22 protein-coding genes are annotated in these 11,716 nt (G+C 65.8%); all 22 read left to right on the top strand.

The features are described from left to right. Window positions 1-7 precede the first annotated feature (7 nt). The 22 genes from rplC (at window position 8) to ACFYQ6_RS18620 (ending at window position 11,556) form a co-directional block, all read left to right on the top strand. Complete coding sequence (gene rplC, locus ACFYQ6_RS18515; RefSeq protein WP_014154591.1) at window positions 8-652, top strand: 50S ribosomal protein L3; 645 nt, start codon at window positions 8-10, stop codon at window positions 650-652. Between the two features lie 4 nt (window positions 653-656). Beyond that, window positions 657-1,307, top strand: coding sequence for a 50S ribosomal protein L4 (rplD, locus tag ACFYQ6_RS18520; protein ID WP_014154590.1), 651 nt, complete (start codon window positions 657-659; stop codon window positions 1,305-1,307). After that, window positions 1,307-1,630 carry a 50S ribosomal protein L23 gene (gene rplW / locus ACFYQ6_RS18525; protein ID WP_014154589.1) on the top strand — a complete coding sequence of 108 codons (324 nt, stop codon included), beginning with the start codon at window positions 1,307-1,309 and terminating at the stop codon, window positions 1,628-1,630. Before rplD ends, rplW begins: the two co-directional genes overlap by 1 nt. Window positions 1,631-1,668: 38 nt before the next feature. Continuing rightward, window positions 1,669-2,505: a 50S ribosomal protein L2 gene (rplB, locus tag ACFYQ6_RS18530; protein ID WP_018510594.1), complete on the top strand. Its 837-nt coding sequence runs from the start codon at window positions 1,669-1,671 to the stop codon at window positions 2,503-2,505. A gap of 12 nt (window positions 2,506-2,517) precedes the next feature. After that, window positions 2,518-2,799 carry a 30S ribosomal protein S19 gene (rpsS, locus tag ACFYQ6_RS18535; protein ID WP_003966956.1) on the top strand — a complete coding sequence of 94 codons (282 nt, stop codon included), beginning with the start codon at window positions 2,518-2,520 and terminating at the stop codon, window positions 2,797-2,799. Window positions 2,800-2,842: 43 nt separating this feature from the next. After that, window positions 2,843-3,190, top strand: a complete 348-nt coding sequence (rplV, locus tag ACFYQ6_RS18540; RefSeq protein WP_004571827.1) for a 50S ribosomal protein L22 — start codon at window positions 2,843-2,845, stop codon at window positions 3,188-3,190. Continuing rightward, a complete protein-coding gene (gene rpsC / locus ACFYQ6_RS18545) occupies window positions 3,190-4,026 on the top strand; it encodes a 30S ribosomal protein S3 (RefSeq protein ID WP_014047784.1) in 837 nt (278 codons plus the stop codon). Before rplV ends, rpsC begins: the two co-directional genes overlap by 1 nt. A gap of 5 nt (window positions 4,027-4,031) precedes the next feature. Further along, window positions 4,032-4,451, top strand: coding sequence for a 50S ribosomal protein L16 (gene rplP, locus ACFYQ6_RS18550; RefSeq protein WP_014154587.1), 420 nt, complete (start codon window positions 4,032-4,034; stop codon window positions 4,449-4,451). Next, window positions 4,451-4,675, top strand: coding sequence for a 50S ribosomal protein L29 (gene rpmC / locus ACFYQ6_RS18555; protein WP_014047786.1), 225 nt, complete (start codon window positions 4,451-4,453; stop codon window positions 4,673-4,675). Before rplP ends, rpmC begins: the two co-directional genes overlap by 1 nt. Further along, window positions 4,675-4,959, top strand: a complete 285-nt coding sequence (rpsQ, locus tag ACFYQ6_RS18560; RefSeq protein ID WP_014154586.1) for a 30S ribosomal protein S17 — start codon at window positions 4,675-4,677, stop codon at window positions 4,957-4,959. The genes rpmC and rpsQ overlap by 1 nt, the downstream gene beginning before the upstream one ends. 100 nt (window positions 4,960-5,059) lie before the next feature. Next, window positions 5,060-5,428, top strand: coding sequence for a 50S ribosomal protein L14 (rplN, locus tag ACFYQ6_RS18565; protein WP_003966950.1), 369 nt, complete (start codon window positions 5,060-5,062; stop codon window positions 5,426-5,428). A 2-nt stretch (window positions 5,429-5,430) separates the two neighbouring features. Then, window positions 5,431-5,754 carry a 50S ribosomal protein L24 gene (gene rplX, locus ACFYQ6_RS18570; RefSeq protein WP_014047788.1) on the top strand — a complete coding sequence of 108 codons (324 nt, stop codon included), beginning with the start codon at window positions 5,431-5,433 and terminating at the stop codon, window positions 5,752-5,754. Further along, on the top strand, window positions 5,754-6,311 hold the full coding sequence (gene rplE / locus ACFYQ6_RS18575; protein WP_145804045.1) for a 50S ribosomal protein L5: 558 nt from the start codon (window positions 5,754-5,756) through the stop codon (window positions 6,309-6,311). Before rplX ends, rplE begins: the two co-directional genes overlap by 1 nt. 2 nt (window positions 6,312-6,313) lie before the next feature. Then, window positions 6,314-6,499 (top strand): type Z 30S ribosomal protein S14, encoded by a 186-nt coding sequence (locus ACFYQ6_RS18580; RefSeq protein WP_003948630.1) that lies wholly within the window; start codon window positions 6,314-6,316, stop codon window positions 6,497-6,499. Between the two features lie 222 nt (window positions 6,500-6,721). Further along, complete coding sequence (gene rpsH / locus ACFYQ6_RS18585; protein WP_014154584.1) at window positions 6,722-7,120, top strand: 30S ribosomal protein S8; 399 nt, start codon at window positions 6,722-6,724, stop codon at window positions 7,118-7,120. A gap of 21 nt (window positions 7,121-7,141) precedes the next feature. After that, the gene (gene rplF, locus ACFYQ6_RS18590) at window positions 7,142-7,681 is read left to right on the top strand and encodes a 50S ribosomal protein L6 (protein ID WP_361586298.1); all 540 of its coding nucleotides are present in this window, start codon (window positions 7,142-7,144) and stop codon (window positions 7,679-7,681) included. A 2-nt stretch (window positions 7,682-7,683) separates the two neighbouring features. Then, entirely contained in the window at window positions 7,684-8,067 is a 384-nt protein-coding gene (rplR, locus tag ACFYQ6_RS18595; protein ID WP_033297607.1) for a 50S ribosomal protein L18, read from the top strand. Window positions 8,068-8,114: 47 nt separating this feature from the next. After that, window positions 8,115-8,717, top strand: coding sequence for a 30S ribosomal protein S5 (gene rpsE / locus ACFYQ6_RS18600; RefSeq protein ID WP_014047793.1), 603 nt, complete (start codon window positions 8,115-8,117; stop codon window positions 8,715-8,717). Continuing rightward, window positions 8,717-8,899, top strand: coding sequence for a 50S ribosomal protein L30 (gene rpmD / locus ACFYQ6_RS18605; protein WP_053682614.1), 183 nt, complete (start codon window positions 8,717-8,719; stop codon window positions 8,897-8,899). Before rpsE ends, rpmD begins: the two co-directional genes overlap by 1 nt. Window position 8,900: 1 nt before the next feature. Then, window positions 8,901-9,356: a 50S ribosomal protein L15 gene (gene rplO / locus ACFYQ6_RS18610; protein WP_014047794.1), complete on the top strand. Its 456-nt coding sequence runs from the start codon at window positions 8,901-8,903 to the stop codon at window positions 9,354-9,356. Window positions 9,357-9,580: 224 nt separating this feature from the next. Then, entirely contained in the window at window positions 9,581-10,900 is a 1,320-nt protein-coding gene (gene secY / locus ACFYQ6_RS18615) for a preprotein translocase subunit SecY (protein ID WP_145804043.1), read from the top strand. Then, entirely contained in the window at window positions 10,900-11,556 is a 657-nt protein-coding gene (locus ACFYQ6_RS18620) for an adenylate kinase (protein WP_361586302.1), read from the top strand. Before secY ends, ACFYQ6_RS18620 begins: the two co-directional genes overlap by 1 nt. The last annotated feature ends 160 nt before the right edge of the window (window positions 11,557-11,716 follow it).

Consider the following 11,716-nt stretch of genomic DNA (forward strand, 5'->3'; position numbering starts at 1 on the left):
GGCCGAGATGAGCAAGAACATCAAGGGCGTCCTGGGCGAGAAGCTCGGCATGACCCAGGTCTGGGACGAGAACAACCGGGTCGTCCCGGTGACCGTCGTCAAGGCCGGTCCGTGCGTCGTCACGCAGGTGCGTACGAACGACAGCGACGGCTACGAGTCGGTCCAGATCGCCTTCGGCGAGATCGACCCGCGCAAGGTGAACAAGCCCCTCAAGGGCCACTTCGCCAAGGCCGACGTCACCCCGCGCCGCCACCTGGTGGAGCTCCGCACCCCTGACGCCAGCGAGTACACGCTGGGCCAGGAGGTCACTGCCGAGGTGTTCGAGTCCGGCGTCAAGGTTGACGTCACGGGCAAGAGCAAGGGCAAGGGCTTCGCCGGTGTCATGAAGCGTCACAACTTCAAGGGCCTCGGCGCCGGCCACGGCGTCCAGCGCAAGCACCGTTCCCCCGGTTCGATCGGTGGCTGTGCCACCCCTGGGCGTGTCTTCAAGGGCATGCGCATGGCCGGTCGTATGGGTAACGAGCGCGTCACCACCCAGAACCTGACCATCCACGCGGTTGACGCGGAGAAGGGTCTGCTCCTCATCAAGGGCGCGGTCCCCGGTCCGAACGGCGGCCTCGTCCTGGTCCGTACCGCGGCCAAGGGGGCTTGAGGTAATGAGCACCATTGACATCCTTTCGCCGGCAGGCGACAAGGCCGGTACCGTCGAGCTCCCCGCGGAGATCTTCGACGCGAAGACCAGCGTTCCGCTGATCCACCAGGTCGTCGTCGCACAGCTGGCAGCTGCCCGTCAGGGCACGCACAAGACCAAGACCCGCGGCGAAGTCCGTGGTGGTGGGCGCAAGCCGTACCGCCAGAAGGGCACCGGCCGCGCGCGCCAGGGTTCGACCCGTGCGCCGCAGTTCGCCGGCGGTGGCGTCGTCCACGGCCCTCAGCCGCGTGACTACTCCCAGCGCACCCCGAAGAAGATGAAGGCCGCCGCCCTGCGCGGAGCCCTCTCGGACCGGGCGCGTCACTCCCGCATCCACGTCGTCACCGGCGTGGTCGAGGGTGGGATCTCCACCAAGGCCGCCAAGACGCTGTTCGGCAAGATCTCGGAGCGCAGCAACCTGCTCCTGGTCGTCGAGCGTGCCGACGAGGCCGCGTGGCTGTCCGCTCGCAACCTGCCCCAGGTGCACATCCTGGAGCCGGGCCAGCTGAACACGTACGACGTGATCGTCTCTGACGACGTGGTCTTCACCCAGGCCGCTTTCGAGTCCTTCGTGTCTGGCCCCCAGACCGCTGAGACCGAAGGGAGCGCCGCCTGATGAGTGAGGCGACCGTTACCAGCAAGACCTACTCGGACCCGCGCGACGTTCTCGTCAAGCCGGTTGTCTCCGAGAAGAGCTACGCGCTGCTCGACGAGAACAAGTACACCTTCATCGTCGCGCCCGGCTCCAACAAGACCCAGATCAAGCAGGCCGTGGAAGCGGTCTTCTCGGTCAAGGTCACCGGGGTCAACACGATCAACCGGCAGGGTAAGCGCAAGCGCACCAAGACCGGCTTCGGCAAGCGCGCCGACACGAAGCGCGCCATCGTGACCCTCGCCGAGGGCGACCGTATCGACATCTTCGGCGGCCCGACCTCCTAGTGAGGTCGAGTCGTCCGGAATCGGACGAGGACTGAGAAATGGGTATCCGCAAGTACAAGCCGACGACCCCGGGCCGTCGTGGCTCCAGCGTCGCCGACTTTGTCGAGATCACGCGGTCCACGCCGGAGAAGTCGCTGGTCCGCCCCCTGCACAGCAAGGGCGGCCGTAACAACGCCGGTCGTGTGACCGTTCGCCACCAGGGCGGTGGCCACAAGCGCGCCTACCGTGTGATCGACTTCCGTCGTCACGACAAGGACGGCGTGCCGGCCAAGGTCGCGCACATCGAGTACGACCCCAACCGCACCGCGCGCATCGCGCTGCTGCACTACGCGGACGGCGAGAAGCGTTACATCGTCGCCCCCCGTGGTCTGTCGCAGGGTGACCGCGTCGAGAACGGTCCGGGCGCCGACATCAAGCCGGGCAACAACCTGGCGCTGCGCAACATCCCGGTCGGTACGACCATCCACGCCATCGAGCTGCGGCCCGGCGGCGGCGCGAAGTTCGCCCGTTCCGCGGGTGCCTCCGTGCAGCTGCTGGCGAAGGAGGGCACCATGGCCCACCTTCGTATGCCGTCCGGTGAGATCCGGCTGGTCGACGCCCGCTGCCGCGCCACCATCGGCGAGGTCGGCAACGCCGAGCAGTCGAACATCAACTGGGGCAAGGCCGGCCGTATGCGCTGGAAGGGCGTTCGCCCGACCGTCCGCGGTGTCGCGATGAACCCGGTTGACCACCCGCACGGTGGTGGTGAAGGCAAGACCTCCGGTGGACGTCACCCGGTCTCGCCGTGGGGTCAGAAGGAGGGTCGTACTCGTTCGCCGAAGAAGGCTTCGAACAAGTACATCGTCCGCCGCCGCAAGACGAACAAGAAGCGCTAGGAGCGGGTTTAGATGCCGCGCAGTCTCAAGAAGGGGCCCTTCGTCGACGGCCACCTCATCAAGAAGGTGGACGTACAGAACGAGGCAGGCACCAAGAACGTCATCAAGACCTGGTCCCGTCGCTCGATGATCGTCCCGGCCATGCTGGGTCACACCATCGCGGTGCACAACGGCAAGATCCACGTCCCGGTGTTCGTCACCGAGTCGATGGTCGGCCACAAGCTCGGCGAGTTCTCGCCGACTCGCACCTTCCGCGGCCACGTCAAGGACGACCGGAAGTCGAAGCGCCGCTAACCGCGGGGTGGAAACGACTATGACTTACACCGAAGGGACAACCATGGAAGCCAGGGCCCAGGCGCGGTACATCCGCGTCACGCCCATGAAGGCCCGCCGCGTGGTGGACCTCATCCGTGGCATGGATGCCACGGAGGCTCAGGCGGTCCTGCGTTTCGCCCCGCAGGCCGCGAGCGTGCCGGTTGGCAAGGTGCTGGACAGCGCCATCGCCAACGCTGCACACAACTACGACCACACCGACGCCTCTTCGCTGGTCATCAGCGAGGCGTACGTGGACGAGGGCCCGACCCTGAAGCGGTTCCGTCCGCGTGCTCAGGGCCGTGCCTACCGGATCCGTAAGCGGACCAGCCACATCACCGTGGTCGTCAGCAGCAAGGAAGGAACCCGGTAATGGGCCAGAAGGTAAACCCGCACGGGTTCCGACTCGGCATTACCACGGACTTCAAGTCCCGTTGGTACGCCGACAAGCTGTACAAGGACTACGTCAAGGAAGACGTCGCCATTCGTCGCATGATGACGAAGGGCATGGAGCGGGCCGGCATCTCCAAGGTGGAGATCGAGCGCACCCGCGACCGCGTCCGCGTTGACATCCACACCGCCCGCCCGGGCATCGTCATCGGTCGCCGTGGCGCCGAGGCCGACCGCATCCGTGGCGAGCTGGAGAAGCTGACCGGCAAGCAGGTCCAGCTGAACATCCTCGAGGTCAAGAACCCCGAGGTGGACGCTCAGCTGGTGGCCCAGGCCGTCGCCGAGCAGCTCTCCTCCCGCGTCTCCTTCCGTCGTGCCATGCGTAAGAGCATGCAGAGCACGATGAAGGCCGGCGCCAAGGGCATCAAGATCCAGTGCGGTGGCCGCCTCGGCGGCGCCGAGATGTCCCGCTCGGAGTTCTACCGCGAGGGCCGTGTGCCCCTGCACACGCTCCGCGCGAACGTGGACTACGGCTTCTTCGAGGCCAAGACGACCTTCGGCCGCATCGGCGTGAAGGTCTGGATCTACAAGGGCGACGTCAAGAACATCGCCGAGGTCCGCGCCGAGAACGCAGCGGCTCGCGCCGGCAACCGTCCGGCTCGTGGCGGCGCTGACCGCCCGGCCGGCCGTGGTGGCCGTGGTGGCGAGCGTGGCGGTCGCGGCCGCAAGCCGCAGCAGTCCGCGCCGGCAGCCGAGGCCCCCAAGGCCGACGCTCCCGCCGCCGCTGCTCCGGCTGAGAGCACCGGAACGGAGGCCTGACCGAAATGCTGATCCCCCGTAGGGTCAAGCACCGCAAGCAGCACCACCCGAAGCGCAGCGGTATGTCCAAGGGTGGCACGCAGGTTGCGTTCGGCGAGTACGGCATCCAGGCGCTGTCCCCGGCGTATGTGACGAACCGTCAGATCGAGGCAGCTCGTATCGCGATGACCCGCCACATCAAGCGTGGCGGCAAGGTCTGGATCAACATCTACCCGGACCGCCCCCTGACGAAGAAGCCGGCCGAGACCCGCATGGGTTCCGGTAAGGGTTCTCCCGAGTGGTGGATCGCGAACGTCAAGCCCGGTCGGGTGATGTTCGAGCTGTCCTACCCGAACGAGAAGATTGCTCGTGAGGCGCTCACCCGCGCTGCTCACAAGCTTCCGATGAAGTGCCGGATCGTTCGGCGCGAGGCAGGTGAGTCGTGATGTCGGCCGGTACCAAGGCGTCCGAGCTGCGCGAGCTGGGCAACGAGGAGCTCCTCAACAAGCTCCGCGAGGCCAAGGAAGAGCTGTTCAACCTCCGCTTCCAGGCGGCGACGGGGCAGCTCGAGAACCACGGTCGGCTCAAGTCCGTCCGTAAGGACATCGCCCGGATCTACACCCTGATGCGCGAGCGCGAGCTGGGCATCGAGACGGTGGAGAGCGTCTGATGAGCGAGAAGACTGTGACTGAGACCAACACCGACCGCGGTTTCCGCAAGACCCGTGAGGGTCTGGTCGTCAGCGACAAGATGGACAAGACCGTCGTCGTCGCTGTCGAGGACCGGGTCAAGCACGCGCTGTACGGCAAGGTCATCCGCCGTACGAACAAGCTCAAGGCCCACGACGAGCAGAACGCTGCTGGCGTCGGCGACCGCGTCCTCATCATGGAGACGCGTCCGCTGTCCGCCTCGAAGCGCTGGCGCATCGTCGAGATCCTCGAGAAGGCCAAGTAATCCCTGAGGGGGTCTCCCCTCAGGCCAGTTCCGCCAGGCTCGGCGGGGGCCGCTTCACCGCGGCCCCCGCCGGGAACCGGCAGACGATCAGGAGATAGACGTGATCCAGCAGGAGTCGCGACTGCGCGTCGCCGACAACACGGGTGCGAAGGAAATTCTCACCATCCGTGTTCTCGGTGGCTCGGGTCGCCGCTACGCGGGCATCGGTGACGTCATCGTCGCCACCGTCAAGGACGCGATCCCCGGTGGCAACGTGAAGAAGGGTGACGTCGTCAAGGCCGTCATCGTTCGCACCGTCAAGGAGCGCCGTCGCCAGGATGGCTCGTACATCCGCTTCGACGAGAACGCCGCTGTCATTCTCAAGAACGACGGCGACCCCCGCGGCACCCGCATCTTCGGCCCCGTGGGCCGAGAGCTGCGCGAGAAGAAGTTCATGAAGATCATCTCGCTCGCGCCGGAGGTGCTGTAAGCATGAAGATCAAGAAGGGCGACCTGGTTCAGGTCATCACCGGTAAGGACAAGGGCAAGCAGGGCAAGGTCATCGTTGCCTTCCCCGCCCAGGACCGTGTCCTCGTCGAGGGTGTCAACCGGGTCAAGAAGCACACCAAGGCCGGTCAGACGGCTCGCGGCTCGCAGACCGGTGGCATTGTCACCACCGAGGCCCCGATTCACGTCAGCAACGTTCAGCTGGTCGTGGAGAAGGACGGCAACAAGGTCGTCACCCGCGTCGGCTACCGCTTTGACGACGAGGGCAAGAAGATCCGCGTTGCCAAGCGGACCGGTGAGGACATCTGATGACTGCCACCACTGCGCCGCGTCTCAAGACGCGCTACCGCGAGGAAATCGCCGGCAAGCTGCGTGAGGAGTTCTCGTACGAGAACGTCATGCAGGTCCCCGGTCTGGTCAAGATCGTGGTCAACATGGGTGTGGGCGACGCCGCCCGCGACTCCAAGCTGATCGACGGTGCCGTCAAGGACCTCACCACGATCACCGGCCAGAAGCCCGCCGTCACCAAGGCCCGCAAGTCGATCGCGCAGTTCAAGCTGCGCGAGGGGCAGCCGATCGGCTGCCACGTCACCCTCCGTGGTGACCGCATGTGGGAGTTCCTGGACCGTACGCTGTCGCTCGCGCTTCCGCGTATCCGTGACTTCCGTGGCCTGTCGCCGAAGCAGTTCGACGGCCGTGGCAACTACACCTTCGGTCTCACGGAGCAGGTCATGTTCCACGAGATCGACCAGGACAAGATCGACCGGGTCCGGGGCATGGACATCACCGTGGTCACCACGGCTGCCAACGACGACGAGGGTCGTGCCCTGCTTCGTCACCTCGGCTTCCCGTTCAAGGAGAACTGACCGTGGCGAAGAAGGCTCTGATCGCTAAGGCCGCCCGTAAGCCGAAGTTCGGCGTTCGCGGGTACACCCGCTGCCAGCGCTGCGGCCGGCCCCACTCCGTCTACCGCAAGTTCGGCCTGTGCCGCGTGTGCCTTCGTGAGATGGCTCACCGTGGCGAGCTGCCGGGCGTGACCAAGAGCTCCTGGTAAATCTCCTTCGCCCTTTGGGCGTTGGGAGTACCAGAAGCTCTCGGTAAGTATCTGGTCGGCAGGAGCCCCACTTTTCATGCCGTAGGCTTGAAGGGTTGGGCGCCTGCCGCCCTGACCGACTTACTACGCCGTAGGTCCCCGCACCGCACCCGTCCCGCCACTGAGTGGGGAGAGGGATGGCGCATACAGGAAACCCCGGCGAGAGAGGCCGAAGGCCAACTCATGACCATGACTGATCCCATCGCAGACATGCTCACGCGTCTGCGCAACGCGAACTCGGCGTATCACGACGATGTCGCGATGCCGCACAGCAAGATCAAGTCGCACATCGCGGAGATCCTCCAGCAGGAGGGCTTCATCACCGGCTGGAAGGTCGAGGACGCCGAGGTCGGCAAGAGCCTCGTCCTCGAGCTGAAGTTCGGCCCGAACCGCGAGCGCTCGATCGCCGGCATCAAGCGAATCTCGAAGCCGGGTCTGCGTGTTTACGCAAAGTCCACCAATCTGCCGAAGGTTCTCGGCGGCCTGGGCGTGGCGATCATCTCCACGTCCCACGGTCTCCTGACCGGCCAGCAGGCCAGCAAGAAGGGCGTAGGTGGGGAAGTCCTCGCCTACGTCTGGTAGTCGGGAACGGAGGAACAGCTCATGTCGCGAATCGGCAAGCTCCCCATCCAGGTTCCCGCCGGTGTGGACGTCACCATCGATGGCCGCACGGTCGCGGTGAAGGGCCCCAAGGGGACCCTCACGCACACCGTCGCAGCGCCGATCGAGGTCACCAAGGGTGAGGACGGCGTGCTCAACGTCGTCCGCCCGAACGACGAGCGTCAGAACAAGGCCCTCCACGGCCTGTCCCGCACGCTGGTGGCGAACATGATCACCGGCGTGACCGCGGGATACAGCAAGGCGCTCGAGATCAGCGGTGTCGGTTACCGCGTCCAGGCGAAGGGCTCCAACCTGGAGTTCGCCCTGGGCTACAGCCACCCGATCCTCATCGAGGCCCCCGAGGGCATCACCTTCAAGGTCGAGTCGCCCACGAAGTTCAGTGTCGAGGGCATCGACAAGCAGAAGGTCGGCGAGGTCTCGGCGAAGATCCGCAAGCTGCGGAAGCCCGACCCGTACAAGGCCAAGGGCGTCAAGTACGCGGGCGAGGTCATCCGCCGCAAGGTCGGAAAGGCTGGTAAGTAGCCATGGCATACGGTGTAAAGATCGCCAAGGGCGACGCCTACAAGCGTGCAGCCCTCAAGCGTCGCCACATCCGCGTCCGCAAGCACATCTCCGGTTCGCCGGAGAGGCCGCGCCTGGTCGTGACGCGTTCCAACCGCCACATCGTGGCTCAGGTCATCGACGACATCGCGGGCCACACGCTCGCGTCGGCGTCGACCCTGGACACGTCGATCCGCGGGGCGGAGGGTGACAAGAGCGCCCAGGCCAAGCAGGTCGGCGCCCTGGTCGCCGAGCGCGCCAAGGCCGCAGGCGTCGAGGCCGTCGTGTTTGACCGCGGTGGTAACCAGTACGCCGGGCGGATTGCCGCTCTGGCTGACGCCGCCCGTGAAGCCGGGCTGAAGTTCTAAGCCCCGGTTCCAACGCACAGCGGACGTAACAGAGAGAGGTAAATCCAATGGCTGGACCCCAGCGCCGCGGAAGCGGTGCCGGTGGCGGCGAGCGGCGGGACCGGAAGGGCCGTGACGGTGGCGCTGCCGCCGAGAAGACCGCGTACGTCGAGCGCGTCGTCGCGATCAACCGCGTCGCCAAGGTAGTGAAGGGTGGTCGTCGCTTCAGCTTCACCGCGCTGGTCGTGGTGGGCGATGGTGACGGCACCGTCGGTGTCGGATACGGCAAGGCCAAGGAAGTTCCCGCGGCCATCGCCAAGGGCGTCGAGGAAGCCAAGAAGAGCTTCTTCAAGGTCCCGCGTATCCAGGGCACCATCCCTCACCCGATCCAGGGCGAGAAGGCTGCGGGCGTCGTCCTGCTCAAGCCTGCTTCCCCCGGTACCGGTGTGATCGCGGGTGGCCCGGTGCGCGCCGTTCTGGAGTGCGCCGGCGTTCACGACATCCTGTCGAAGTCGCTCGGTTCTTCGAACCCGATCAACATCGTGCACGCGACCGTGGCGGCCCTCCAGGGCCTGCAGCGTCCCGAGGAGATCGCGGCTCGCCGTGGTCTGCCCCTCGAGGACGTCGCCCCCGCGGCTCTGCTTCGTGCGCGTGCGGGAGCGGGTGCGTAATGGCTCGCCTCAAGATCACGCAGACGAAGTCGTACATCGGCAGCAAGCAGAACCACCGCGACACCCTGCGTTCGCTCGGGCTCAAGCGCCTGAACGACGTGGTTGTCAAGGAGGACCGCCCCGAGTTCCGCGGCATGGTGCAGACCGTCCGCCACCTCGTGACGGTTGAGGAGGTTGACTGACATGGCGGAGAACAGCCCGCTGAAGGCCCACAACCTCCGGCCTGCCCCGGGCGCCAAGACCGCCAAGACCCGTGTGGGTCGTGGTGAGGCGTCCAAGGGTAAGACCGCAGGCCGTGGTACCAAGGGTACGAAGGCTCGTTACCAGGTTCCGGAGCGCTTCGAGGGTGGCCAGATGCCCCTCCACATGCGTCTCCCGAAGCTCAAGGGCTTCAAGAACCCGTTCCGCACGGAGTACCAGGTCGTGAACCTGGACAAGCTCGCGACGCTCTACCCCGAGGGTGGAGAGGTCACGGTGGCCGACCTGGTCGCCAAGGGCGCCGTGCGTAACAACCACCTCGTCAAGGTCCTCGGACAGGGCGAGATCTCCGTTGCGCTGCAGGTTTCGGTTGACGCCGTCTCCGGCTCCGCCAAGGAGAAGATTGCCGCTGCCGGCGGCACCGTCACCGAACTCGTCTGAGACAACTCGGACAGGGCTGTGGCCTGAACACCCGACCGGGGATGCCTCTCATTTGGGGCATCCCCGGTTGGTCGTTCCTAGGGGGGCATGTCCGCCGGTAAGGTGGCGTGCACTGTTGCTGTGGTAAGACCCGGGCAAGCGCCCGGGGTTCTTTGGCTGTTACGTAATCGTCGATCCTCAAGACCGTCACCTCACGCTTTTGCGCGGGGGTCGCAGGAGGCACCGTGCTCACCGCGTTCGCCCGGGCGTTCAAGACGCCCGACCTGCGCAAGAAGCTGCTCTTCACGCTCGGCATCATCGTGCTCTACCGTCTCGGGGCGCACATTCCCGTACCGGGGGTGAGCTACGAGAACGTCCAGATTTGTGTTGATCAGGCCAGCAAGGGCAACAACAGCCTGTTCGGTCTGGTGAACATGTTCAGCGGTGGTGCACTGCTGCAGATCACGATCTTCGCGCTCGGAATCATGCCGTACATCACGGCCAGCATCATTCTTCAGCTGCTGACCGTCGTCATCCCCCGGCTCGAAGCCCTCAAGAAGGAGGGACAGTCGGGCACGGCCAAGATCACGCAGTACACGCGTTATCTGACCGTGGCGCTGGCCATCCTCCAGGGCACCGGCCTGGTGGCAACCGCCCGCAGCGGCGCGCTCTTCAGCGGCTGCCCCGTCGCGGACCAGATCGTCCCGAACCAGTCGATCTTCACGACCATCGTCATGGTGATCACCATGACCGCGGGCACCGCGGCGGTCATGTGGCTCGGTGAGCTCATCACCGACCGCGGTATCGGCAACGGCATGTCGATCCTGATGTTCATCTCGATCGCCGCCAGCTTCCCCGGCGCCCTGTGGGCCATCAAGCAGAGCGGCAAGCTCGCCGACGGGTGGATCGAGTTCATCACCGTCATCCTCATCGGCTTCGTGATGGTCGGCCTCGTCGTCTTCGTCGAGCAGGCACAGCGCAGGGTCCCCGTGCAGTACGCGAAGCGGATGATCGGGCGCCGGTCGTACGGCGGTACGTCCACTTACATCCCGCTGAAGGTGAACCAGGCGGGTGTGATTCCCGTCATCTTCGCTTCTTCGCTGCTCTACATTCCTGCTCTAATCGTTCAGTTCTCCAACTCCACCGCGGGCTGGGCGACCTGGATTCAGGACCACTTCGTCAAGGGCGACCACCCGTACTACATCGCGACGTACTTCCTTCTGATCGTGTTCTTCGCATTCTTCTATGTGGCGATCTCGTTCAACCCCGAGGAAGTCGCCGACAACATGAAGAAGTATGGTGGGTTCATCCCGGGTATCCGGGCAGGTCGACCTACTGCCGAGTACCTGAGCTACGTGCTCAACAGGATCACTTGGCCGGGCTCGCTGTACCTGGGCCTGATCGCTCTGGTGCCGACGATGGCGTTGGCAGGCTTCGGCGGAGCTAACCAGAACTTCCCGTTCGGCGGGACGAGCATCCTGATCATCGTGGGTGTGGGTCTGGAGACCGTGAAGCAGATCGAGAGTCAGCTCCAGCAGCGCAATTACGAAGGGTTCCTCCGCTGATGCGAATCGTCCTCGTCGGGCCGCCCGGTGCCGGCAAGGGAACGCAGGCCGCGTTCCTTGCCAAGAATCTTTCGATTCCGCACATCTCCACGGGCGACCTCTTCCGCGCCAACATCAGCCAGGGCACCGACCTTGGCAAGCAGGCCCGTTCCTTCATGGACGCGGGTCAGCTGGTGCCGGACGAAGTCACCATCGCCATGGCCAAGGACCGCATGTCCCAGCCGGACGCCGAGAACGGTTTCCTGCTGGACGGCTTCCCGCGCAACGTGGGCCAGGCCGTCGCTCTGGACGAGATGCTTCACAGCGAGAGCCTGAAGCTGGACGCGGTCCTCGACCTGGAGGTCCCCGAGGACGAAGTGGTCAAGCGCATTGCCGGCCGCCGCATCTGCCGCAACGACAGCGCGCACGTCTTCCACGCCACGTACAACCCGCCGAAGACCGAGGGCGTCTGCGACGCCTGCGGGGGCGAGCTGTACCAGCGTGACGACGACACCGAGGAGACGGTGCGCACGCGGCTGGAGGTCTACCACACGCAGACCGAGCCGATCATCGACTACTACCGGTCCCAGGGACTGGTCGTGACGATCTCCGCGCTCGGCAAGGTCACCGAGGTGACCGAGCGGGCCATGGAGGCCCTCAAGTCCGACGAGGGCTGACGCATACCCCGTAACACCACACCAGCCGGGCGCGGGGGGGGGGGGGGGCGGCCGGCCCGGGGGGGGGGGGGGGGGGGGGGGGGGGGGGGGGGGGGGGGGGGGGGCCGGGGGGGGGGGGGGGGGGGGGGGGGGGGGGGGGGGGGGGGGGGGGGGGGGGGGG

This window comes from Streptomyces sp. NPDC005494, from assembly GCF_042872025.1.
Classification (GTDB): Bacteria; Actinomycetota; Actinomycetes; order Streptomycetales; family Streptomycetaceae; genus Streptomyces.